Raw genomic sequence first — 22,136 nt, 5'->3', positions numbered from 1 at the left:
CAGTCTGGCGAGCATTCTCGCCTAAATGGGTGTCCGGAATCATTAGACCACTACATACATTGGCTACTTAGGCAGGGAAAATTCAAGCCTAAAGATATAAAACTTGTCGCTGAAAAGTTTGGATACCACCAAATTGCTTCCTATTTACGATGGTGTGCCAACGAGGAGAGGCTTCTCGCCAACATCAACGATCTTGTGGAGGAGGCGCCAGAAGGGAAGGTTTTAAGCTCGACGATCCGCTGGAAGAATATTGAGTGGACTTTTGATTGCTCAGCTAACGATCTTGCTGGGCACGGTGGAAGCCACTCTAACTTTCCCCATTACCACTTTCAGATGAGAATTGATGGTAGGCAATTTATAAATTTCAATGATTATCACTTGCCGTTCAATGGACAGGATTTGTTCGCATTTCGGCTCCGGGCCGAGGAAGGGTTTAATTTTGGATTCGGTACGCACGGCGCGGGAATGGCTGACGCAATGCAGGTTGACCCAGAACTAATCATTGAACATGCAACAGTTTCTGACGATGAGGAGCAAGCCGGTTTTGGCTTCTCAACAATGATTTCATCTAGTCAAGGCTCAATAAGCGGCGATGATATTTACAATATGATCCAAGAAAGCAAGCGCACTGGAGAGTCCATCGCCAGCCTTTCTAGAAAGTTTTACAAAGACGATGAGAGGGTGCAAATCGGTACAATCATTTCTCCATCTGATAGCGTTCCGGAAATAGCTTCTCGAACAGAGAGAGACCGTCGATAAGGGTCAGTAGCAGCGTGAGGATGAGGCAGGCCGGTTTCCCGGCCTGATGACTTACTTCGAATCGAAAGCGCCGAGGGAGAGCGATGCGTTGGTACCGATCTTCTCCTGAAGCACCGTTTTGAACTCCTGCGCAATGTCCTCGCGCTGAACTTCTTCCCCGACCCAACGCAGCTTCAGCGCTGGCTGGGCTCCACTGGTGATAACCGAAATTCGTAAGTTGATCTGCTGCTCGGTCAGGCCTTCGAACGGGATGGTGCTGAACAACAGGGCGGCCGGCAGCGTTTCTTTGCTGCGCGCTTCGATCTGATCCATGGCGCTGCGGCTGGCGCTGGTGTCGCCGACGGTGGTTTCAGATTCGCTGGTTGCTTTGACCGTGATAGTGCGTACAGCGGCGATGGCCTTGGCGACAGGAATCGCTTTGCCTTCGTCATCCACCGGGGTCAGGTACTGGTGCCAGTCTTCGATCCAGTCGCTCAGATCTTTCTGAGACATGGCCCGGCCACCGATGGACTGGGCAGCCTTGTAGCCGGCCGACGCTTTCAGCTTCAGCACAGCGCGGTCATCTGCGTGCCCAGGGAGCACATCGGTGCCCAGGTTAAACAACAGGGTGCAGGTCATTTCGTCCTGGTCGATGAAACCCTTGGCGGTGGAAATTGCCCGGTCGGCCACATAGGCGCTGAAGTCAGCCAGGGAATGGGTGGAGTAGATGCCACGGAAACGGCTGCGACCGGCCTGCCATTTCTCCAGGGTGACCACCTGACAGCCTTCCGGCAGGACGATGGTCGGCGTCTGGGTGGCCAGTGCTTTGCCGCTCGCCTCGAGCGCGGTGTCGGTGATGAGCTGGATCGCTTCTTTGGTCAGAGACATTGTTCAATTCCTTGATGGTCGAGCGGTTAGGTGCGAGGGGTGATTGGGGCTTGTTCGCGGCTGAAGAGCTGATCGTGCTTTTCCGCGAAGAGGGTGATCTTGCCGCCGGACCCGACGTGCATCGGGGTATCCAGGCTGGTGTTCTCGCTGCGGGTGCCGCGCTTGGTAGGCACCTTGTAGTCGAGCTTGTGCTTGATCTTCACTTGGCTGGATTCGCCGATTTGGCTGAAGTCCAGGGTGATCACCAGCTTGCCGGCCTTACCGTGGTCAACTACACCGGAAGCAACTTCGGAAAGGGCGTGGCCGATCTGGCTGGCAAAGGCTCCGCCGTTGAGCTCTTCGAGAAATTCGGCGGTATCGGTAGGGGTGGACATGGTTGTTTCTCCGGGATGGCCTGCAGGCCGCTGGGGGGAAGGTGGAATTGCGACTGGCGTAGGCGCTGGCGCACCTGGTTGTTGATGCGCCTCATGCTGGCGAGGCGAACTTGAAGCCGTTCTCTCTGGCGATCAGCTCGATGCGCTTTTGGCGGATGCGGGTTTGCGTTGCGGCTGCGCTGGAAGTGATGCCTGTCTCGGCCAGGGCCTTGAGCATGGGTGCGAGCTTGTCGCGCTCGGTGCGCAGGCGTTCGCTGTGGCCGCTGGCGCCGGAGAGGCTGGTCTCGCCGCTGATGCCCGACGGGATCAATTGAGCCGTCTTGCCGGCGCCGAAGAACTGATCCAGCTGCTGGTTCAGGTTCGCGATGATCGAGTCCCGCGGGTCTGGCATTGGCACGCCGATCATTTCCGCTCACCTGACAGCGACACCTTGATGCCGTCGGCGCGCGCCTCCAGCACCTGGGCCAAGTTGATGGCTTCTTTCCACGTCCAGCGGAAGCCCTTCACCTTGCCGGTGGAGCGCTCGACGATGTGGTAGGCGTTGCCCTTGGTTTTTACCTGGTAGCGAAGCTCTGGCACGGGTTGCTCCTTGCCGATCAGGGCGTAGAACGCGGCAGTGGCGATGCTTGAGCGAAGGCGCAGGTCCGCAACCCCGTCGACTCGCTGTTGAATTGATGGATGCATGGCGATTCCTCGATGGGGTTGCGTGTATTCGTCAGCACTCGGGTCTCCTGCTGGTTGCCGTTGGGCGCAGGGGAGAGTGCTGGCGGGTAAAGGCAGGCGTAAAAAAGCCCGATCGGAACCGGGCTTTTGTTTGCGTCACGAAGACCTCCCTACGTGAGCGCTGATTGCCGCCATTGGGCGGGCTTTAATTGATCGGTTACATGGCTGCCAATCCTCCGTGCTGAGTTGAACTACCGAGCATTCCTCGGCAGTTGGTTGACTGCGGGGGGCCGCATTGCGCGGTGCAGAATCATCCGCATCGGGGTGGGATCTGTGACTACTGCTGGCTTCTGTTTGCGGCTACCGGCACCACACCGGCAATTTGTGCACTCAGCCACAGCGTTTTCATTCAGATCACACTCCGATGCGGCCTGGTGCTGGGGAGTACCAGGTGCTCGGGCCCGGGCTTGCACCGGACTTCCACGTCTCCATTACTTTTATATGGGGTTCATACGTGTAGTTCGCCCATTTCCGTAGGCCTTCGCCATCCCGCTGCCCACTCAGTGAATGGGCAGAAGTGATGATCAGCGTTGTTTGATCAGCGGCCAGATCAGCAGCAGGATCAGCACCACAAGGAACCCGTCGGCGCACATGCTGATGACTCGGGATACTGAGTCGATCAGCACCACGCCGATGAGCAGCGCCATGATGAGCAACGCCCGAAGCCGGCTCACCAACTCGCCGAACCCGGGCATTACAGGTGGTCTTTCAGGTTCAGACCGAGCAGCTTGGCGCTGCGCTCCAGTGCTTTCAGCTCGCTTTCCTTGATCTCGCCATTGGCCTCGGCCACGGTCAGCATTACGTTGAGCACCGTCAGGGCTTCGGAAGGCGAGTGCGCCAGGTCACCCAGTTCTTTCTCGGCGTTCTGACGCAGGATGCGGGCGCCCGATTTGAAGTCCGTCTTTGCACGATCGATGGTGTTGGACAGCTCCGCGCCGAAGCCCTGGAGCGCCGGGTTGTTGCTGAGGATGGTTTCGATCTTCGACAACTCGCTGTCTTCCAGATCGCCATCAGCGGCAGCAACGTAGATCGCGCCGTACACGACCGCTTCCATCAAGTCGCGATTGGCCAGCTTGGCGACACTGGCACGGGCCTGGCCTGCTTTCTTGCCGAACAATTTGCCTAACATAGTTATTCCTCTGAGTTGGGTTACATCCCGCTGCACCCTGTCGCCAAGGTGCAGCAGTGATGATTACCCCAGCAGTTCAACCACCTCAGAGCGCCGAGTCAGCCGAAGCTCTCCGACACGCCGCTCGCCAACCCTGCGGTTCTGACGCATCGGCTGGTCATCGATCATTGCGTGGATGGCGATCACAGCGGCGAGTACCACGCAGACTGGTGAAATGATCTGTCGCTTCATGGCTTCAGCGACCATCGCTGCCTGGCGATGAACGCCGAGCTTGAACATGGCGTTTGAAAGCCGCTTGACCACAGTGCCTGGCGTGATGCCAAAGTCCTTTGCGATCTCCTTGGCCGTCAATCCTTGAGCAACCGAGAGCAGGAACTGAAGCTCTCGAGGTGCAAGGCCGCGGCCGAGTTCGCCCTTCCATGCTCCGTTTACGATTGTTGTTTCCATCGTCGTGACTCCCGGTTGTTTTCCCGCTGCACCCGGCGAGCCAGGGGCAGAAGTGAAAATGTCCGTGATCGTTCGGCGCTACTGGCGCGGTACCGATTTCTTCAAGTTGTTTGTCCTGCCACGGCCATTGCCCGCTGGATAACTTGTCTTGGCGCTTTACGCTGCACGCCCGGGTCAGTTGCCAACCCTCTGAACCGTTGAGGCCGGTTCATCGCTGCCTTGTCCTGGCCGGTAGTTATCCGGCGATGGGTGAACAATACGATTGCTGATTAACTAGGTCAACATTTTTTAATACGGAAGCGAATAGATTTTTCTTAGGGCGAAAAAAATCCCACTCGACGGCGGGATTTTCGTATTGAGTATGTGGCGGCTGTCTGTGGGTTAGGAGCCTGCTACAGGAACGAGTTCGGGTACTTCACATCAACAACCCGGCCGATGATTTCGACAGAGTCATCCATTACCAACATCTGGTAATCAGGATTTAGCGGCTTCAGGTAACCGACACCGGCATCCCGGACGTACTGCTTTAGGGTTTTCTCTCCATCTCCTCTAAGCCTTGCGATGTAGAATTTTCCGCTAACCAAATCAAAGTCTTCAGGCTTAATTAGAACTCTCATCCCAGGAGTAAATCCGTTCCCTTGAACAGGGGTCATGGAGTCACCCTGAACCTCAAGCCAGTAGCCATTGGGCCCAGCATTTACGTCAGATGCGATCCTTTCATACGGATGTCCATTATCGAAAGACTCCGTCCAAACACCAGCAGCTACCCAGCTAATCAAAGGATACTCCTTGGCTTCCTTGTAGGGTTGCGCAACAGATAGCACATTCCCATGGCCTGGACCAAACAACAGCCATTCCGGTGTGACGCTTAGAGATCTCGCGAGCTTTTCCAATGTAGCCTTTCTTGGCGTGCTGCTGTCCCCGTTCAAAATTCGGTGAATCGTTGGCTGAGGAACACCGGATCGGCGCCCGAGCTCATTTTCCGATAAGTCCTTTTCCAGCATTTTTGTGCGCAGCCGCACTGCGATCGTCATTTGTTCGACCCGGCGTATTAAAGGAGGTCGAAGTGTATTGCTTGATGTAATTCGGTTGCGTATTATCGAGGATATTACAAATCGCATTGGCAGGCCCTTATGACCATTACAGAAATGCTGGCCAATCTGGCGCAGCACGGCTGGAGCCAGGCTCGAATCGCCGAACAGTGCGGGACGACTCAGCCGACCATTTTCAGAATCACGAAAGGCGGGGGTGCCCGATACGAGGTAGGTAAGGCCATCGAGGCCCTTCACAAGAAGGTTCTAAAGGCCAAGCGCACCGCAGCGTAATCCGTTTCCCAGCCGTTTAACCGTCTGATGATGAGCCAATTATCAACGCTGACCAAGTAAACCGAAAGTGAATTGCTTTAGCTGTTGATACATCCAGTGAAAAAAACGTAGGCGAAAAAAAGCCGGTGGCTAGACCGGCTTCTTTAACAGCAACAACATGTGAGGGTCATTATGAGCATGAACACCGCTCCAAGCAATACCGCCCGTGTCATGACACCTTTTGCGAATTCTCCAAACGTGTCATGTCACACCATGTCGTCACGCGAGATTGCCGAACTCACCGGCAGCACGCATGACAACGTTCTAAAAACTGTCCGCGCACTGGTCGCAAAGGGTGTCGTTTCTTCAAACGACACCCCCTATGTCCATCCGCAGAACGGGCAGGCTTACCGAGAGTTCTTGCTTTCCCAGCGCGACACCCTGGTGGTGGTCTCGGGTTACAGCGTCGAGCTGCGCGCCCGAATCATTGATCGTTGGCAGGAGCTGGAGGCGAGGGCGGATCAGTTCCAGATTCCGGCGACCTATGCCGAGGCACTGCAAGCAGCTGCCGATCAGGCCAAGGAAAACCAAACGCTTCGACTGGTGATCCTGGACCAGGCGCCGAAGGTTGCCGCCATCAAGCGTCTGGCTTCGGCTGGCGGCGCGATCTGCATCAGTGATGCCGCCAAACAGCTGCAGGTATCACCTTCCAAGCTTTTCAAATGGCTTGAGTCGCACAAGTGGATTTTTCACCGTGGAGGCTCGAAGCGCTGGACCGCTTACCAGCCTCAGATCAACAGGGGTTTTATGGTTCACAAGGTCACCAGCCTGGCCCCTGACGCCGAGACTGGCGCCGACCGCGCCGCATTCCAGCCGCTCATCACCCCCAAAGGCCTGACTCATCTGGCCCAGAAGAACATCGGAGCCTCGTTGTGAGCACCATCATCATGAGCGCCTGCTGGCCGCTCCAGGGCATGAGCCCTGCTCAGAAGTCCGTGCTGATCTCCCTGTCTGACAATGCAAACGATGAGGGTGTGTGCTGGCCATCTATTGCAAAGATCGGTCAGCGGACCTGCCTTGCTGAGAGAACAGTACAGAGCGCAATCAAGTGGCTTTGCTCTGCCGGAGTGTTGTCGGTTCGCGAGCGAATGGGCCGCTCGACCATGTACACCATTACCCCCGCGACATTTGCACCCCCGCAGGATATGCGCCCCGCAGATGCTGCGGGGACTCCCCCGCAAGAGGCGCACCCCACCCCCGCAGATGCTGCGCCACCCCCCCGCAGTGGTTGCACCCAGAACCGTAATAGAACCGCCATTGATCCGTCAGTAGAACCGCCATCCTCTTTCCCAGCCCTGGTCGGGCAGGGCGCTGGCGAGGTCATCGATCCGGAGCAGGAGAAGCGCACCAAGGCGAAAGTTGAAGCCGACCGCCAAGAAGCGTGCCGGGGAATTTGGACCAGTTACGCAGCGGCCTACTTTGATCGCTATCAGACCGAGCCCGTTCGCAACGCGACGGTGAACACCCAAATCAACAACCTGCTGAAACGCCTTGGTGCCGATGAAGCTCGCTTTGTCGCGGCCTACTACGTCTCGATCCAAGACGCCTACCTGATCCGCTCATGCCACGACATCGGCTCGTTGTTGGCCAAGGCCGAAGCCTACCGCACCCAGTGGGCCACCAACACGCAGGTCAACGGCACAACTGCGAAGCAGATGGAAAACACCCAGGCGAACATGTCGACGGCCGAGCAGGCGAAGGCAATGCTGCGCAAGCGTGGTAATGGCAATGCTTAGTCAAAACGAGCTGGAAATCGCCATTGACCTTCTCTGTGGCACTGCTGAGGCGATGGGCGTGACGTTGAGCCCAAACGCGGCCGCGATTATGGCCGTTGACCTGAGTGAGTACCCCCTTGGGTTGATCGAGCGGTCGTTGAAGGCCTGCCGCAAGGAGGTGCGTGGAAAACTCACCATGTCCGACATCCTGTCTCGCATCGAGGCGGCCGATGGTCGCCCGGGCAAGGATGAGGCGTGGGCCATTGCCCTGGCATCGAACGATGAATTCGACACCGTGGTGATGACTGATGAAATCCAAATTGCTCTCGGCGCAGCACGTCCGGTGCTTAATCTCGGGGACAAGGTCGGCGCTCGCATGGCGTTCAACAATGCCTATGAGCGGCTTGTGACTCAGGCCCGGGCGGAGACCAAACCGGTCAACTGGCACCTATCTATCGGTTTTGACGCCCAGCGCCGAGTGGTCGCTGTAAATGCCGCGGTGCAGATGCAGCGTATACCGCAAGAGCGCGGCCGCATGTACCTGGCTGACTTGAGTCATGAGCCCGTCACCGACGACGGCCGAGCCATCGCAGGCCTGCTCACTGGCGCCGTTGTCCGGGCTACGCCAGTCGTGAGGGAAAAATTGAAGGAGGTCAAAAAAAGCATGCTCGAATTCCGCAAAGCAAGTGCCGAGCAGAAGGCTGCTGCTCGCAAGAAGGCTGAGGATGAATTTGAAGAGCGTCGGGCCTTTTTGTCGCAGCAGGCTATCGATGGGCTTGCAAAGGTGGCGGCTCATGGCTGACCCGTATCTGGCCCCAGTCGATCCATCGGCCTATCGCTACGCCGTGCACTGTTGCTCTTTCAAATGGGACCTGGGCACGGCGCCCGATCACGCACTGGCTCTGTTCTTTGATGTGGCCATGGCGCGCCGCTACGGCGCCGGGATGTGGCCTGACACGTTTGAAGTTGTCGATATTGTCACCGGGGAGAAGGTATGACATCAGCAGACCAGTTTTGGATCGTTGCTTTTCTCGTCTTGGCGGTCGTGGTGATCACCGGGTATTTCGTCGAGCAGCGCCGCAAGCGTTCACTAGCGGAGTTTGAACAGCGGCGTCGGGCCCGAAAGGAAGAAGTCGAGCGGGCGGCGAGGAAGGCGTTGTGAGGATTGCCCCAAAGGTGCCCAAGCCGAAGAAGTGCAAGAACCCCGCATGCGGCGTCTCGTTCCCACCGCAACGTCTCGGTCAGGCGGTATGCAGCCCAAAGTGCGGCCTGGCCATCAAGGAGGTGAACCACGCAAAGGCACGTAAGTCGCTGGCCGATGTCGAGCGCAAGGCTATTCGAGTAGCGAAGGAGCGGCTCAAGCCGCGGGCGCAGCACATGAAAGAAGCCCAGCAGGTTTTCAACACATGGGTGCGCCTGCGTGATGCGGCGCTGCCGTGCGTGAGCTGCGGGCGTTTCCATGAAGGCCAATGGCACGCAGGCCACTACCGCACTGTGGGAGCGAGCCCTGAACTTCGGTTCGAGCCGTTGAATGTGTGGAGGCAGTGCGCACCCTGCAACAACCACAAATCCGGGGACATCGTGAATTACCGCATCGAGTTGGTGCGGCGAATTGGGTGGGAGCGAGTGGAGTGGTTGGAAGGCCCGCATGCGCCACAGCGTTACACCATTGAAGGCCTGAAAGAGCTGAAGGCCGACTACCGAGCAAAGATCAAAGAATTGAAGAGGGCGGCAGCATGAGCAAGACCGTGGCCGTGAAGGTCTCTGACGCTGAAATCAACCGGCAGGCCGCGAATGCTGACGTGTACAGCCTGCGTGACCTCGGTAACCGTGGCCTGTACCTGCGTTTTGCGACTGATCGCGCCCGGGGTTCCTGGTACCTGCTGGTTAGCCGCAAGTGGCACAAGATTGGTGAGTACCCAGGACTGAACACCAAGCAAGTGGCGGCGGCATTGCCGGATGTGCGCCTGCGGGTGTCAGCCAAGTCTGGGGCTGCGGTTTCCGAGTGGTCGACCGTGGGCGAGCTGCTGACGTGGTTCGGCGAGCGGATGGCCAAGGACCGCAACCTTTCGGACAAGCGCAAGAAAACCGCTGCCTCGGCCATCAAGTGCCATCTGATCCCGCGCTTGGGTGAGCTGTCGCTGACCGGGCTGGATCGGTCGACCCTGGACCGGCTGCTGATGTGGCCAATGCAGGAGACGCTGACCATCGACTTCGTGCGCTTGGTGTTCCAACTGCTGGCCCTGGCCTTCCGCCAAGCCCTGCGTCTTGGGCTGATCGCGAAGAACCCGATGGATGGCATCAAGTTCAGCGACTTCTCCAAGGCGAAGGTCCGGGTCAAGCCGGCGCGTCTGCGCGGAGTTCAGTTGGAGGATCTGCTGGCCTGCCTGCATCAGGAGTTCAGCGCCAAGCCTGCTGATGCGGTGCTGGCCCTGATGATGCTGTGCCACGGCTCGCGCATTGGTGAAACCCGACAGGCCTGCTGGTCGCACATCAGCCTGGCCGAGCGGGTGTGGTTTATCCCGGCCGAGAATGCCAAGACCCGGGTCGAGCATCACCTGCCGCTGACCGACCAGGTCTGCAAGATCCTTTCCCGGTACCGCGACCTGCAGCAGGCCGGCGGCTACAGCGGCCAGTACTTGTTCCCGGCACGTAATGGCAAGGCGCTGAGTGAAGGGCAGGCCAGTGATGTGTTCGCCCGCATCGGTAAGGGTGAGTGGACCAGTCACGACTTGCGCAAGTTGGCGCGCACCGGCTGGGCGGATCTGGGCATTGACCATCTGATCGGCGAGCTGCTGATCAACCATGCCATGGGCCACAACGTGAAGGTGTACATCCAGTCGGACGTAATGAGCCGCAAGCGTGTAGCCCTCGAACAGTGGAACGCCCATCTAGACAGCAAGGGTTTTGCCCTGATTCACGGCTACACAGAGGCTACATCCGGCGATTCAGGTAATCCGCTACAAGCCACGGCCTGCAAGGCCTCCGATGCTAATTGCGCATCAACCATAGGCGAGGTTTAAAAATGGACAAAAAGACCCGCGGCCCCGCCTTTCAGGTTGGTCGTCTCGACCTGGCTCAGTGTCCGATCTGCAAAGGCGCGACGGTTGTGAAGGGCGTTTTCCACGAATTAGCCTGCATCCAATGCAACGCTTCAGGTTGGGTGGCTGCCGATACCGGCGAGGCATTGCCTCTGGAAATTTTGGTCACCCAACTCGGCCTTCTACTGCAGAAGGTTCAGCGCCGAGTGATCGCCCTGGAGAGTGGGCAGATTCAGGGTGGTCCGACTCATCAATACGAACAGAACAACCGCCGCGGCGCCGGCGGATCGAATTACACCGGGGATTGAGGGGAAACCATGGGCATCTATAAAGACGTGATGGGCACACTGGTCCGGGTGCTGGCCGCCGACAACATCGACAACAGCACCAAGCAGTCATGGCAGAAGCTGATCGATGCCGACCTTCGTCAGGGTGGCACCGGCAGTTCGCTGTCCGTGCGCGACAAGTTTGATTACGACTGCTGCCTCTATGCGCTCCTGCATCGTCAGCTTGAGCCTGCTCAGTGGGATGTTCTGGTCGCCAAGTACTCGACCCACAAGGCCAACAAGGTAGCCGCCATCGGCCGTCTGGTGGCTCGCATGACTTCCCCGGCGCCACAGCTGTTCATCTATAAGGCGCTCACTGCCTGGGCGATCCCGAAGCTGAAGGGCGTCCAGATCGGTAAGCGCTCTACGGACATGATCGTGCTGCCAGCCGAGTTCTACGACATGAACACCTGGGATCTTGCCGGTTCGCCGGAGCGCACTCGCCGCAACTGGCGGGGAGGAATTCACAAGCGCTTGGAGCTGCTGGAAGAGGCCGCTGTGATCCATGCGACCGAGATCTTCGATCAGGAACAAATCTTCGTAGACGCCGCTTGACCGTGATGGCCAATTGGCCGTAAATTAACCCCATCATGTCGATCTTGCGCGTTATGAGAGACGACCAGAAAAGCCCTGCCATCGAGCGGGGCTTTTCTGTTTCTGTGATGGCATTTTGGTATATATTCCGCCTCCTTAATCCGGAGGGCCCCATGAAAAAAGCACTATTTGTTGCACTAGTCGCCACCATCCTCACAACTGGATGCACCATTCGCGTTGCGGACATGACCGTTGCGAGCACCAAGAACTACAACATCAACTCGTCGAAATTCGTCAAAGGCGCCCGGGTTACTGGCGAAGATAGCTATCCGGTAATCCTCTTCCCGACTGGTATCCCGAACATTAAAACCGCGATGGATAACGCTATTCAGCAAGATAAGTGTGCTGTCGGCCTGAGTGATGTGGTTATGAGCCAGCTCAACCACGCGTTCCTGGTCGGCTCGATTGGTTATCGCGTTGAGGGTGACTTGATCATCGACACCACGCGCGCTGGTTGCGAAAGTAGAGTTTGATTAGACGCCCGGCCATTATGCCGGGCTTGTTGCTTCAAGCAGTCATTAGAGCCTCGGCATTTGCCGGGGCTTTTTCGTTTTTCGGCTCCACCACACCCATTGCTCCGAGCTGGGAGTGCTGTTGGGGCCGGATCTAACTCACTCCCCGAAAGGGAGGATGCCGAGATGCCAAACATGCCCGACAAACCAGATACCTGGCTGCTCGTTCTCGCGTGGCTTGGTCAGCATGCCCCGACGATCTATGCCGGTGCCCTGTCATTTGTTGTGGGTGCTCTTCGGATCATCTACGGCGGCGGCACTCGACGGCAGGCTTTGCTTGAGGCGTCGCTTTGCACGCTGATCACCATTGGCCTTATCCCGCTGCTCGAGTACTTCGGGCTTCCTCAAAACTTCGCGACGGCTGCCGGTGTGTTCATCGGTTTCCTTGGGGTGAAGAAGATCGCAGATCTCGCAGATCGTTTCGCTGATTTCAAATTGCCCAGGCGGCAGGAGTAACCATGCAACTGATCGAAAACTGGAAGCAAGCGTTGAGTATGACCAGCGTGCAAACAGGCGGCGCTATCGCAGCGTTGGGCGTGGCTGAGCAGTTGATGCCGTCGCTACAGGCCGTGCTGCCTCCTGTTGCGTATGGCGTACTGGGTCTCTTGGTGATGATTGCCCGGGTAGTGCTGCAGCCGAAGCTGAGCAAGTAGGGAGTGGGCTGCGCAGGCTGCGAAGCCCGCAGGAAGTGGATGGCTAAATGGACAAAGGTGGCATATGAGCGAGCAGCCCAACTGCTTGGAAAGCCTGCTAGTCCAGGTGCTGACCGAGCAGAGACAGCAGACAGCGATCCTCAGCAGGATGGTCGAGCAGCAGCTGATACTGATCCAGGCGCTGGCAGCCGATCAGGATGATGAAGACCCTGACGCTTTGCCATCAACCTACATGGACGGCACACCATGCCGCTGAGGCCGCAGAAGCCATGCAATGCCCAGGGATGCAACACGCTCACGCGCAACCCGCGCTACTGTGACGATCATGCTCACCTACTGAAGAGCGCGGCCAGGGCCAAGCCCAGAGAGAGCAGCACCAAGCGCCACTACAACTACAAGTGGCAACAGGCCCGAGCCGGGTTTCTTGCCAAGTACCCGCTGTGTCTTCATTGCTCCGCTCGTGGCCTGGTGGTCGTAGCTACCGATGTCGATCACATCGTTCCGCACAAGAGCGACATGGCTCTGTTCTGGGACAAGACCAACTGGCAGAGCTTGTGCGGCCCATGCCACTCGGTCAAGACAGCGGCCGAGGATGGTGGGTTTGGCAATGCGCGGCGCTGAAATGCAAAAAATCCACAGAAAAACAGAAAAAAACATCCCAAAAGGGCGGATTCATAGCTAAGGGAGGGGGAGAGTCGAAAGTCTGGACCTTTTTGCTTCTAGACCGCGCCCTCAATCGTTTTCTTACACCCGCGAAATTAAAAATTCAGGAGTTGCGCGATGGGAGGCACCGCCACGGTCGCCGGCCGTGGTCGCAAACCCAAGCCAACGGCCAAGAAAGCATTGGCTGGAAACCCTGGCAAGCGTGCGCTGAACACCGCCGAGCCCCAGTTTTCCAAGATCACCCAGATAGACCCGCCCGAGTGGTTCAGCCCTCGGGCCGCGACCATGTGGAACATGATTGTTCCGGAGCTACTGCGCGAGAACGTAGTCGCGATCACCGACCTACATAACGTCGAAGCTTTTTGCACCGCCTATGACAACTGGCGGATGGCGCAGGAGTCGATCAAGGAACACGGCATTGTTGTAGCCGGCGCGACTGGCGGCCCGATGAAGAATCCCGCGTTGACCGCGGCGAACGAAACGATGCGCCAAATGGTGACATTCGGTTCGATGCTGGGTCTGGATCCGGCCAGCCGCACGCGCCTGATCGGCGGCAACAAGGAGAAAGAAACCAACGAATTCGCCAAACTACTGAGTAGCTGATGACCAAATCTGCCCACCCCAACGTCGACAAGGCGACGGCGTGGGGTCGGTCATTGCTTCGTGGGAAGGTCCCGGCTTGTCGTTACATCCACCAGGCGGTGCAGCGTCACTTCGACGACCTGGCAGCGAGCAGGAAGCGAGGATTCAAATACAAGTTCGACGCAGTCAAGGCTGAGAAAAAGCTGAGGCTTATCCAACTGCTTCCGCACACAAAAGGCGAGTGGGCATTCAAGCGTCAGCTGATCAGCCTGGAGCCTTGGCAATTGTTCGGCCTGGCCGTCACGTTCGGCTGGGTCAAAAAGAAAGGCGGTCATCGCCGGTTCCGTGAAAGCTACTGGGAAGTGCCTCGGAAGAACGGCAAATCCGTAGTCGCGGGTGGCGTTGGCATCAGCATGTTCGTGGCCGACGGCGAGTTCGGTGCGGAAGTGTATGCCGGTGCGACCACTGAGAAACAGGCGTGGGAGGTTTTCCGCCCCGCCAAGCTCATGGTCAGCAAGTCACCGATGCTGATTCAGGCTGCGGGCATCGAGGTCAACGCCTCGAACATGAACATCCCGTCCGACTTCAGCCGATTCGAACCGCTGATCGGCAACCCAGGCGACGGCGCTTCGCCCAGCTGCGCGATCGTCGACGAATACCACGAACACCCAACGTCGGCCCAGTACGACACCATGCTCACCGGCATGGGCGCACGCCGGCAGCCGCTGATGTTCATCATCACCACCGCCGGCGCCGATATCGAAGGCCCATGCTACGACAAGCGGCGCCAGGTCGTGGAGATGCTGGCCGGCACCGTGCCTGACGAAGAGTTGTTCGGCTGGATCTGGACGCTTGATGAGGGCGATGACTGGACCGATCCGAAGATGCTGGCGAAGGCCAACCCGAACCACGGGGTTTCGGTGTTCCAAGAGTACCTGGAGAGCCAGCAAGCGAGGGCCATACGCTCGGCGCGATTCGCTAACACGTTCAAAACGAAGCACCTCAACCTCTGGGTAAGCGCGAAATCCGGCTTCTTCAACATGGAGGACTGGAAATCGTGTGAAGACACCACGCTCACGCTCGAACAGTTCGAGGGGCAGGAGTGGATTGCAGGCTTCGACTTGGCCCGCAAGCTGGACATGAACTCACGTGCGCGGCTGTTCTGGCGAGTGATTGACGGGAAGATCCATTACTACAGCGTCGCGCCGAAGTTCTGGGTGCCTTATGACACCGCTTATGACAGCGACAACAAGCGCATGTCCGAACGGTTCCAGGCCTGGATCAACTCCAAGCATCTGGAAATCACCGACGGCGCCGAGATCGATTACCGCGAAATCTTCGAAGACACTAAGGAAGCCAATCATCAAGCGCCGGTTCGCGAGTGCCCGATTGACCCTCACGGCGCCACCGGCCTAAGTCACGATCTCGACGACGAAGGCTTTAACCCGATCACGATCACGCAGAACTACACCAACATGTCCGACCCCATGAAGGAGCTCGAGGCGGCCATCACTGCCGGCCGGTTCCATCACGATGGGCACCCGATCATGACCTGGTGTATCGCCAACGTGATCGGCAAGAACATGCCTGGCAACGACGATGTCGTGCGGCCCATAAAGCAGGGTGACGACAACAAGATCGACGGTGCCGTCGCGCTGATCATGGCTATCGGCAGGGCGCTAATTCTGGTCAACGACAACAGCGGCAACATCAGCGACTTCTTTTCAAAACCAATCATTGTTGGATAACTCACCCATGGATACAGGCCTGATCCTCTTCATCGTGGCGGCCGTGGCCGCTCTGTGCCTGTTTGTCGCCGGCGTATTTCTCCTGGCCGGTCTCGGCTGGGCCTTTATTGCCGCAGCCGCATCGTTCCTGGCCGCCGCTGGATTCATTCGCAAGGGGCTGACCGGTGAATAAACCTCTCAAGTCAGTATTGCGGCAGGCGCTGTTTAAATCGGCAGAGCCTGGGCTGGTCAAATCTTCTTTGGCGGGTTGGGTTGGCCGGCGTATCGGTCTCGGTGATGCTGCCTTTTGGAACGGCTACTACGGCACCGATTCGGCGTCGGGCAAAACGGTGAGCCAGCAGACAGCGCTTCAGCTGTCGACGGTGTGGGCCTGCGTTCGACTCATCGCCGAAACGTTGGCCACTCTCCCGATCGCGCTTTACGAAGATAAAAACGGCGTGCCGGAGGTGGCCACTTCTCACCCTGTACACCGTGTAATCAGCCAGCAGCCGAACGCCGACCAAACCCCTGTCGAGTTCTGGGAATGCGTGGTGGCCAGCTTGCTGCTCAGCGGCAACAGTTTCAATGAGCCCCATTTGGTTGGCCGCGATCTATCCTCGCTGGAGTTCATTCTTCCGCAGTCGGTTTCACCGCCCCGGCGCACGAGTAGCGGCGCTATCGAATACCGGTTCATCGACAGCGAGGGCAAGCCTCACACGCTGCTTGATGAGCAAATGATGCACACACGGGGGTTCGGTACGGATCCTATGTTCGGGTTGAGCCCGGTTGCCATGGGACGCAATGTATTCGGCGCTGCGATGGCCGCCGATGAATCGGCCAGCAAGATGTTCGCAAATGGGATGAAGCTCGGCGGCGTTCTATCGACCGACCAGATTCTCAACAAGGCTCAGCGGGAAGACATCCGCGAGGACATGGCGGCCAAGTTCGCCGGCGCCGTGAACACTGGCAAGACGATGGTCCTGGAAGCGGGGATGAAATATCAGCAGGTGTCGATGAGCCCTGAGGATGCCCAGATGCTGCAAACCAGGGCCTTCAACGTAGAAGAGATCTGCCGGTGGTTTCGTGTTCCGCCTTGGATGGTCGGCCACACGTCGAACAGCACCAGCTGGGGCACGGGCATGGAGCAGCAGATGCTCGGTTTCCTGAGCTTCACGCTGTTGCCCTGGATGAAGCGTATCGAGCAGAGCATTAATCGGCGTCTGTTGCGCCCCGAAGAGCGCCGCCGGTTCTACGCCAAGTTCAACCCGGAAGGCTTGCTTCGCGCTGATAGCGCTGCTCGCGCGGCCTTTTACAGTTCGATGACCCAGAACGGTATCTACACTCGCGACGAGTGCCGGATCAAAGAAAACCTCGCACCCAAAGGCGGCAACGCCGCACAGCTCACAGTTCAGTCAAACATGCTGCCGATCGACAAGCTCGGCGGCGATGCCGGCGATGCCCAGCAGGCGCGTTCAGCGTTGATTGATTGGCTCAACGACAAGCCAAAAGGTAATTCTGAATGAACCGAAAAGACCAATCGGTGGCGGTGAAGTACCGCTCATTCGACTACGACGTAAAGGCTGTCAGCGATGACGGCCTTTTTTCTGGGTACGGTTCCGTGTTCGGCGTGATCGACAGCTACAACGAAGTGGTTGCCCCTGGCGCGTTTCTCGAGTCCATCGCCGATTTGAAGGCGAAGGCTCGGTCGCTGCCGGTTCTGTGGCAGCACCGCACCGCAGAGCCGATCGGCTCCTGGTCTATGGATACCTTGAAAGAGGACGCCAAGGGCTTGTTTGGTGATGGCGAGCTCTGGCTGGCTGATGCGCCGTATGCGCGCATCGCCATGCGGGGCATGAAGTCCCGATCGATCACCGGCCTGTCGATCGGCTACTACGTACGTGAATCCAGCTTCGACGAGAAGACCCGGATCCGAACCCTGACCAAACTCGACCTGGTCGAGATTTCCATCGTGACAGTCCCGGCCAACGACGAAGCCCGAACCGACACGATCAAGTCGAAGCTGGCCCACGGCGGTCTGCCTTCACTTCCCGAATTTGAGCTGCTCCTGCGCGAGGCAGGCTTCTCGAAAACTCAGTCCGCGGTGATTGCCAATCGCGGACTGCAGCATCTGCTCCGGAGCGAGTCCGCGGGCGACCTGGCAGCAATTGAAGTCGTAGAGGCGCTTAAGTCGCGCCCCGCACTGTCCCTCCCTTCGTTTTGAGGATTCACCATGCATAACGCCATGAGCAACCAGGCTCGCGCTGAAGACCGTCAGATGCACCGCAAGGAGCATGCAGACGATAAGATCCAGCTGAAAGCAGTCAATGACCTGCTGGACCAACGCGACCAAGAAATCAAAGCGTTCGCCGAAAAAGCGAACAAGGAAATCAAGGAACACGGGACCATGCTGACCGAGACCAAGACCATTCTGGATGGTTTGGTGAAGGATGGCCTGGCTTTGCAGGATCGCTTCCAAGACATCGAACAGAAGCTCGCTCGTCGCTTCGCAGCCAACGATCCGACTGAGCAAAAGTCCGTCGGCGAACAGCTGTCCGAATCGGACGACTACCAGGCACTGACCACGAAAGGTCGCGGTATCGCGCGGCTGAATCTGAAAGCTGTCACCAATATCACCAGTGCCACCACTGGCACGGGCGGCGTGGGTGTCGGCATCCAGCCAACTCGCGTTGCCGGGATCATCACAGATCCTGAGCGTCAGTTCACGATCCGCGATCTGATCATGCCTGGCCGAACCGCTTCCAATGCGGTTGAGTTCGTGCAAGAGACCGGCTTCCAGAACATGGCAGCTCCTCAGGCAGGCGAGGGCGCGCTGAAGGCCCAGTCCGATCTGTCGTTTGGCATGGTCACCACCACTGTCAAAACCATCGCTCACTGGTTCAAAGCCTCGAAGCAGGTCCTGTCGGACATCCCGTTGCTGCAGAGCTACATCAACGGCCGCGCAATCTACGGCCTGAAGTACAAAGAAGAAGAGCAGATCCTCGCTGGTGACGGCACCGGGCAAAACCTGTTGGGCCTGATCCCGCAAGCCTCCACCTTCAACGAAGCGCTGCGCAAGGCCGGCGACACCAAGATCGACACCCTGCGCCGCGCGATCCTGCAAGTGCGGGTCGCCGAATACCGCGCTTCTGCCATCGCGCTGAACCCGGTCGACTGGGCCGATATCGAGCTGACCAAGGACAGCACCGGTTCCTACATTTGGGTCAACGTCCAAGAAGGCGGCGTCCAGCGTCTCTGGAAGTTGCCAGTTGTGGACAGCAACGCGGTACCTGAAGGCGAGTTCCTGGTGGGCGCAATGAACATCGCTGCCCAGGTGTTCGACCGCGAAGACGCTGCTGTCGAGGTTTCGACCGAAGACGGCGACAACTTCCGCACCAACATGGTCACCATCCGTGCCGAAGAGCGCCTGGCGCTGGCTGTTTACCGTCCTGAATCGTTCGTGCACGGCGAGTTCGAAGACCCAACGCCTTAATTCCTAAATCATCCATGGAGCGCGCCCGGGTGACCGGGCGTGTGTGCTAATGCCAGATATCGAAGTGACAACCAAAAAGGGCTTCCTTAACGGTCATGAGTACGTGAAGAAAGGCCGTGACATTACCGTCGATGAGTTCCGCGCCAAGGAGCTTCACCGAAACGGTTTGATTGAGGATTACGACGTGAAGCAGGCGGCCGAACCCGAAAACAAACAGGCCAAGGAAGCGGATAACAAAGCCGCTCCAGAGGCTAACCAAAAGCCGAAACCCGAGCTGAAAAACAAGGCTAAATAATCATGAGCGTGATCAACATCGAATTGGCGATGAAGCACCTTTTGGCCGAGCCGGAGGATCAGGAGCTCGTCCAGTCGCAACTGGATGGTGCCGAAGATGCGGGGATGGCCTATCTCCAGCGCTCGTTCTTTGTTGATCAGGCTTCCCTTGATGCTGCTCGCTTGCAAGTGCCCGCCACTCGGAACGCTGCTCGCATCAAATATGACGCTGCCTTGGCCGCTGCTGCTCTGACCGATGATCACCTCTTGCGGTGCGAAGCGTTGGCCGATGCGACTTTTTCTTTTACCGAAGCGCTGGACGCCGCCACGCGAGACGCCCGCGGAATCGTGATTAACCCCAGCATTCAATCCGCCTGCCTCTTGAAACTCGGCCATCTATTTGCCAATCGTGAAGAGGTGGTCACCGGCACTATCGCCACCGAACTGCCCCAGGCTTCCAAAGCTCTGTTGACGCCGTATCGCGTCGGGATGGGTGTCTGATGCGTGCCGGTAAGTTGCGGCACCGGATAGCGTTCGAGGCGCCCGGACTGGTTCAGGATCCTGAAACCGGTGAAATGCTACCGGGCTGGGCGCCGGTGTGGGAGAGGGTGCCGGCCTCCGTTGAACCGCTGAGCGCCCGCGATCTGATCGCCGCACAGGCCGGCCAGTCCGAAGCATCTGGGCGAATGGTGATTAGGTACCGCGCAGGTGTGTTGCCGACCATGCGAATCATCCACCGGGGCGATGTGTACAACATTCAAGGGCAACCAATGCCCGATCCGGTCTCGGGCCTTGAGTACCTCACCATCCTGGTGGCGAAGGGAGTGAACGATGGCTGAGACCGTTGAGTTCAGCATGCTCGGTGTGGATTCGCTGCTCGAAAAGCTCAGGACGGTTAACTACGACATGAAACGCAAGGGCGGGCGATCGGCTCTGCGCAAGGCGGCGCAGCTGATAGCGGACAAGGCAAAGGAAGGTGCTCTGCGCCTGGATGATGCGGAGACGGGGCGGTCTATTGCCGACAACATCGCTCTGCGCTGGAACGGACGGTTGTTCAGAGCCACTGGAGATCTTGGTTTCCGAATCGGCGTTAAGCATGGGGCGGTGCTCAAGGATGGCGGCGAAAAGTCGCAGAATAGCCCAACCCCTCATTGGCGCCTGCTGGAATTCGGGACAGAAACAATTGCGGCAGATCCGTTTATGAGGAACGCGCTTGCCGACAGTATCAATGCGGCGACGGATGCGTTCGTAACAAATTACGAAAAGACGATTGATCGGGCCATCAAGCGCGAAGCGAAGTCGAGAGGGGGTTCCTGATGGCAGCAGCACCAATCTTTGCGGTATGTGCCGCGAGCCCTCAGGTCACCGCATTGCTCGGGGCCGTGCCCACCAGGCTGTATCCGTTTGGTGAAGCTCCAGAGGGAGTGGCGAAACCCTATGCGGTTTGGCAATTAATCAACGGTAGCCCTGAGAACTTCCTCGCAGGTCGCCCTGATCTCGACGGATACACACTGCAGGTTGATGTTTACGCCGCCACCGCGACTTCGGCCAGAGCCGTGACCACCGCTATCAGCTCCGCGATCGAGCTCGTCGCGTATGTCACGCGATGGGGAGGCGAATCGAAGGACTCAGCCACAAAGAACTACCGGTCGAGCTTCGACATCGACTGGCTTGTACCCAGATAGAAAACTTCAACCCCAGACCCGCCATGTGCGGGTTTTTTTATGCCCGACATTTGGAGAATGCCATGTCGATGCTCACCCAAGGCACTCAGGTTTTCGCTCTCATCCCGAGCGTTGCCAACCCTTCAACTCTTGAAGTCGTTGAGATCGAATGTGCTACCGCCTTAAGTCCGGGCGGCAACCCTGCGGACCAGATCGAGATCACCTGTCTTAGCGAGACCGTCCGCCGATATATTCGCGGCCTGCGCACACCTGGACAGGCGTCGTTGACCCTCAACGCCGATTCGCGCAACGCGTCCCATATCCGGCTGTACCAGCTTTCCGAGGACGACAGCATCGAGAGCGTCTCTTGGGCGGTCGGTTGGTCGGACGGCAAAGGAATCCCTCCAACAGTGAACGTTGCCGGGGATGATTTCGAGCTTCCTACGACCCGAACCTGGTTCATCTTCGAGGGCTACGTTGCGGACTTCCCGTTCGACTTCGCGGCAAACACCGTGGTGACCACTGCTGCCACCATCCAGCGTTCGGGCGGTTCCGCCTGGATCCGCAAGACCATCACTCCTTAAGGATCGATCATGCAGCTGAGTATTCAATCTCTGATGGAGCGGGGTTCTTTCACGGGCCGCCCGGTGAAGAAAGAGATCACCTGGAAGCAAGGTGATACCGAGCACACCGCCACTGTTTTCGTTCGGCCGCTTGGGTATCAATCCGCCGTGAGCGACTTGATGTCTGGCGTAGGCAAGCAGGATGGCGTGGCTGGGCGAATCGCCGTGAGCATTTGCGACGAGGCCGGTAACCCGGTCTTTACCGTAGGTGACATCACAGGCGCAGCTGATCCTGAGCGGGGCGCGCTCGATGGAAATCTTTCCATGGCTCTCCTCACCGTAATCGGTGAGGTAAACCAGTTGGGAAAGATGACGAGCTCTCCGACGAAGACGAGCTCTGGCACGAAATTGCGATCTCGATCGGCTCCACGATCGCCGAAGCCAAAGAACGCCTAAGCCTTGCCGAGTTTCGCAGTTGGGTGAGATATCGCCAAAAGCGAGGATCGCTCAACTGGGGAATGCGTATAGAGCGCGGCACGGCAATGCTGGCGGCGCTCTATGCCAACTCAAAAAGCGCGAAGGGCGGCTTCAAAATCCACGACTTCATGCCCCACGAATCCGAGCAGCCGCTGACGCTGGAACAGGCGATGGAGACATGGGCATAAAAATA

Annotated in this window: 38 protein-coding genes; 30 read left to right on the top strand and 8 right to left on the bottom strand. The window is 58.0% G+C overall.

Features of this window, described 5'->3' with window-relative positions; genetic code table 11:
* The coding region (locus MO767_RS22110; RefSeq protein WP_282482236.1) for a hypothetical protein at positions 1-759 on the top strand (759 nt) is incomplete at its 5' end.
* Between the two features lie 51 nt (positions 760-810).
* Here MO767_RS22110 and MO767_RS22105 read toward each other — a convergent pair.
* From MO767_RS22105 to MO767_RS22070, 8 genes are all read right to left on the bottom strand, one after another.
* Positions 811-1,626 (bottom strand): DUF2303 family protein, encoded by an 816-nt coding sequence (locus MO767_RS22105; protein ID WP_282482235.1) that lies wholly within the window; start codon positions 1,624-1,626, stop codon positions 811-813.
* Between the two features lie 26 nt (positions 1,627-1,652).
* Positions 1,653-2,000 carry a hypothetical protein gene (locus tag MO767_RS22100; protein ID WP_256831680.1) on the bottom strand — a complete coding sequence of 116 codons (348 nt, stop codon included), beginning with the start codon at positions 1,998-2,000 and terminating at the stop codon, positions 1,653-1,655.
* A 91-nt stretch (positions 2,001-2,091) separates the two neighbouring features.
* A complete protein-coding gene (locus tag MO767_RS22095; protein ID WP_282482234.1) occupies positions 2,092-2,406 on the bottom strand; it encodes a hypothetical protein in 315 nt (104 codons plus the stop codon).
* Positions 2,403-2,684 (bottom strand): hypothetical protein, encoded by a 282-nt coding sequence (locus tag MO767_RS22090; RefSeq protein WP_282482233.1) that lies wholly within the window; start codon positions 2,682-2,684, stop codon positions 2,403-2,405. The genes MO767_RS22095 and MO767_RS22090 overlap by 4 nt, the downstream gene beginning before the upstream one ends.
* A 563-nt stretch (positions 2,685-3,247) precedes the next feature.
* Complete coding sequence (locus MO767_RS22085) at positions 3,248-3,418, bottom strand: DUF3927 family protein (RefSeq protein WP_282482232.1); 171 nt, start codon at positions 3,416-3,418, stop codon at positions 3,248-3,250.
* On the bottom strand, positions 3,418-3,852 hold the full coding sequence (locus tag MO767_RS22080) for a TerB family tellurite resistance protein (protein ID WP_282482231.1): 435 nt from the start codon (positions 3,850-3,852) through the stop codon (positions 3,418-3,420). The genes MO767_RS22085 and MO767_RS22080 overlap by 1 nt, the downstream gene beginning before the upstream one ends.
* A gap of 63 nt (positions 3,853-3,915) precedes the next feature.
* Complete coding sequence (locus MO767_RS22075) at positions 3,916-4,299, bottom strand: helix-turn-helix transcriptional regulator (RefSeq protein WP_282482230.1); 384 nt, start codon at positions 4,297-4,299, stop codon at positions 3,916-3,918.
* A gap of 392 nt (positions 4,300-4,691) precedes the next feature.
* Positions 4,692-5,333 (bottom strand): LexA family transcriptional regulator, encoded by a 642-nt coding sequence (locus MO767_RS22070; RefSeq protein WP_282482229.1) that lies wholly within the window; start codon positions 5,331-5,333, stop codon positions 4,692-4,694.
* A gap of 99 nt (positions 5,334-5,432) precedes the next feature.
* Between MO767_RS22070 and MO767_RS22065 the strand changes: the two genes are divergently transcribed.
* The 29 genes from MO767_RS22065 (at position 5,433) to MO767_RS21925 (ending at position 22,131) form a co-directional block, all read left to right on the top strand.
* Entirely contained in the window at positions 5,433-5,624 is a 192-nt protein-coding gene (locus tag MO767_RS22065) for a helix-turn-helix domain-containing protein (RefSeq protein ID WP_282482228.1), read from the top strand.
* Positions 5,625-5,795: 171 nt separating this feature from the next.
* Complete coding sequence (locus MO767_RS22060) at positions 5,796-6,539, top strand: phage regulatory protein/antirepressor Ant (protein WP_349016932.1); 744 nt, start codon at positions 5,796-5,798, stop codon at positions 6,537-6,539.
* Entirely contained in the window at positions 6,536-7,399 is an 864-nt protein-coding gene (locus MO767_RS22055) for a helix-turn-helix domain-containing protein (RefSeq protein WP_282482227.1), read from the top strand. The genes MO767_RS22060 and MO767_RS22055 overlap by 4 nt, the downstream gene beginning before the upstream one ends.
* Positions 7,386-8,180, top strand: a complete 795-nt coding sequence (locus MO767_RS22050) for a hypothetical protein (RefSeq protein WP_282482226.1) — start codon at positions 7,386-7,388, stop codon at positions 8,178-8,180. Before MO767_RS22055 ends, MO767_RS22050 begins: the two co-directional genes overlap by 14 nt.
* Positions 8,173-8,376 (top strand): hypothetical protein, encoded by a 204-nt coding sequence (locus tag MO767_RS22045; RefSeq protein ID WP_282482225.1) that lies wholly within the window; start codon positions 8,173-8,175, stop codon positions 8,374-8,376. The genes MO767_RS22050 and MO767_RS22045 overlap by 8 nt, the downstream gene beginning before the upstream one ends.
* The gene (locus MO767_RS22040) at positions 8,373-8,540 is read left to right on the top strand and encodes a hypothetical protein (RefSeq protein ID WP_282482224.1); all 168 of its coding nucleotides are present in this window, start codon (positions 8,373-8,375) and stop codon (positions 8,538-8,540) included. Before MO767_RS22045 ends, MO767_RS22040 begins: the two co-directional genes overlap by 4 nt.
* A gap of 2 nt (positions 8,541-8,542) precedes the next feature.
* Positions 8,543-9,118: a recombination protein NinG gene (locus MO767_RS22035; protein ID WP_282482239.1), complete on the top strand. Its 576-nt coding sequence runs from the start codon at positions 8,543-8,545 to the stop codon at positions 9,116-9,118.
* Positions 9,115-10,401 carry a site-specific integrase gene (locus MO767_RS22030; protein ID WP_282482223.1) on the top strand — a complete coding sequence of 429 codons (1,287 nt, stop codon included), beginning with the start codon at positions 9,115-9,117 and terminating at the stop codon, positions 10,399-10,401. The genes MO767_RS22035 and MO767_RS22030 overlap by 4 nt, the downstream gene beginning before the upstream one ends.
* 2 nt (positions 10,402-10,403) lie before the next feature.
* Complete coding sequence (locus tag MO767_RS22025; RefSeq protein ID WP_282482222.1) at positions 10,404-10,727, top strand: hypothetical protein; 324 nt, start codon at positions 10,404-10,406, stop codon at positions 10,725-10,727.
* A gap of 9 nt (positions 10,728-10,736) precedes the next feature.
* Positions 10,737-11,300, top strand: a complete 564-nt coding sequence (locus MO767_RS22020) for a hypothetical protein (protein ID WP_282482221.1) — start codon at positions 10,737-10,739, stop codon at positions 11,298-11,300.
* 152 nt (positions 11,301-11,452) lie between these two features.
* Positions 11,453-11,812 carry a hypothetical protein gene (locus tag MO767_RS22015; RefSeq protein ID WP_282482220.1) on the top strand — a complete coding sequence of 120 codons (360 nt, stop codon included), beginning with the start codon at positions 11,453-11,455 and terminating at the stop codon, positions 11,810-11,812.
* A gap of 165 nt (positions 11,813-11,977) precedes the next feature.
* The gene (locus MO767_RS22010; RefSeq protein WP_282482219.1) at positions 11,978-12,307 is read left to right on the top strand and encodes a phage holin, lambda family; all 330 of its coding nucleotides are present in this window, start codon (positions 11,978-11,980) and stop codon (positions 12,305-12,307) included.
* Positions 12,308-12,309: 2 nt separating this feature from the next.
* Complete coding sequence (locus MO767_RS22005) at positions 12,310-12,504, top strand: hypothetical protein (protein ID WP_282482218.1); 195 nt, start codon at positions 12,310-12,312, stop codon at positions 12,502-12,504.
* Positions 12,505-12,568: 64 nt separating this feature from the next.
* The gene (locus MO767_RS22000) at positions 12,569-12,760 is read left to right on the top strand and encodes a hypothetical protein (protein ID WP_282482217.1); all 192 of its coding nucleotides are present in this window, start codon (positions 12,569-12,571) and stop codon (positions 12,758-12,760) included.
* Positions 12,751-13,125: an HNH endonuclease signature motif containing protein gene (locus tag MO767_RS21995; protein WP_282482216.1), complete on the top strand. Its 375-nt coding sequence runs from the start codon at positions 12,751-12,753 to the stop codon at positions 13,123-13,125. Before MO767_RS22000 ends, MO767_RS21995 begins: the two co-directional genes overlap by 10 nt.
* 159 nt (positions 13,126-13,284) lie before the next feature.
* Positions 13,285-13,770: a phage terminase small subunit P27 family gene (locus MO767_RS21990; protein ID WP_282482215.1), complete on the top strand. Its 486-nt coding sequence runs from the start codon at positions 13,285-13,287 to the stop codon at positions 13,768-13,770.
* A complete protein-coding gene (locus tag MO767_RS21985) occupies positions 13,770-15,497 on the top strand; it encodes a terminase TerL endonuclease subunit (protein ID WP_282482214.1) in 1,728 nt (575 codons plus the stop codon). The genes MO767_RS21990 and MO767_RS21985 overlap by 1 nt, the downstream gene beginning before the upstream one ends.
* Positions 15,498-15,504: 7 nt before the next feature.
* Positions 15,505-15,669: a hypothetical protein gene (locus MO767_RS21980; protein ID WP_282482213.1), complete on the top strand. Its 165-nt coding sequence runs from the start codon at positions 15,505-15,507 to the stop codon at positions 15,667-15,669.
* Positions 15,662-16,999, top strand: coding sequence for a phage portal protein (locus MO767_RS21975; protein ID WP_282482212.1), 1,338 nt, complete (start codon positions 15,662-15,664; stop codon positions 16,997-16,999). The genes MO767_RS21980 and MO767_RS21975 overlap by 8 nt, the downstream gene beginning before the upstream one ends.
* Positions 16,996-17,697 carry an HK97 family phage prohead protease gene (locus MO767_RS21970; protein ID WP_282482211.1) on the top strand — a complete coding sequence of 234 codons (702 nt, stop codon included), beginning with the start codon at positions 16,996-16,998 and terminating at the stop codon, positions 17,695-17,697. Before MO767_RS21975 ends, MO767_RS21970 begins: the two co-directional genes overlap by 4 nt.
* A gap of 9 nt (positions 17,698-17,706) precedes the next feature.
* Positions 17,707-18,966, top strand: a complete 1,260-nt coding sequence (locus tag MO767_RS21965; RefSeq protein ID WP_282482210.1) for a phage major capsid protein — start codon at positions 17,707-17,709, stop codon at positions 18,964-18,966.
* Between the two features lie 49 nt (positions 18,967-19,015).
* Positions 19,016-19,261, top strand: a complete 246-nt coding sequence (locus tag MO767_RS21960; RefSeq protein ID WP_282482209.1) for a hypothetical protein — start codon at positions 19,016-19,018, stop codon at positions 19,259-19,261.
* A 2-nt stretch (positions 19,262-19,263) separates the two neighbouring features.
* Positions 19,264-19,740 (top strand): head-tail connector protein, encoded by a 477-nt coding sequence (locus MO767_RS21955; protein ID WP_282482208.1) that lies wholly within the window; start codon positions 19,264-19,266, stop codon positions 19,738-19,740.
* Complete coding sequence (locus tag MO767_RS21950) at positions 19,740-20,078, top strand: phage head closure protein (protein ID WP_282482207.1); 339 nt, start codon at positions 19,740-19,742, stop codon at positions 20,076-20,078. Before MO767_RS21955 ends, MO767_RS21950 begins: the two co-directional genes overlap by 1 nt.
* Positions 20,071-20,556: an HK97-gp10 family putative phage morphogenesis protein gene (locus tag MO767_RS21945; RefSeq protein WP_282482206.1), complete on the top strand. Its 486-nt coding sequence runs from the start codon at positions 20,071-20,073 to the stop codon at positions 20,554-20,556. The genes MO767_RS21950 and MO767_RS21945 overlap by 8 nt, the downstream gene beginning before the upstream one ends.
* Entirely contained in the window at positions 20,556-20,924 is a 369-nt protein-coding gene (locus MO767_RS21940) for a DUF3168 domain-containing protein (protein WP_282482205.1), read from the top strand. Before MO767_RS21945 ends, MO767_RS21940 begins: the two co-directional genes overlap by 1 nt.
* A 62-nt stretch (positions 20,925-20,986) precedes the next feature.
* On the top strand, positions 20,987-21,487 hold the full coding sequence (locus MO767_RS21935) for a phage tail tube protein (protein WP_282482204.1): 501 nt from the start codon (positions 20,987-20,989) through the stop codon (positions 21,485-21,487).
* Positions 21,488-21,496: 9 nt separating this feature from the next.
* Positions 21,497-21,922 (top strand): phage tail assembly chaperone family protein, TAC, encoded by a 426-nt coding sequence (locus MO767_RS21930; RefSeq protein ID WP_282482203.1) that lies wholly within the window; start codon positions 21,497-21,499, stop codon positions 21,920-21,922.
* On the top strand, positions 21,874-22,131 hold the full coding sequence (locus MO767_RS21925) for a hypothetical protein (protein WP_282482238.1): 258 nt from the start codon (positions 21,874-21,876) through the stop codon (positions 22,129-22,131). Before MO767_RS21930 ends, MO767_RS21925 begins: the two co-directional genes overlap by 49 nt.
* Positions 22,132-22,136: the final 5 nt, after the last annotated feature.

This window comes from Pseudomonas sp. UYIF39 (genome assembly GCF_029963765.1).
GTDB lineage: Bacteria > Pseudomonadota > Gammaproteobacteria > Pseudomonadales > Pseudomonadaceae > Aquipseudomonas.
The sequence above is the reverse complement of the archived record's forward strand: the minus strand, read 5'-3'. Positions and strand labels throughout refer to the sequence as shown.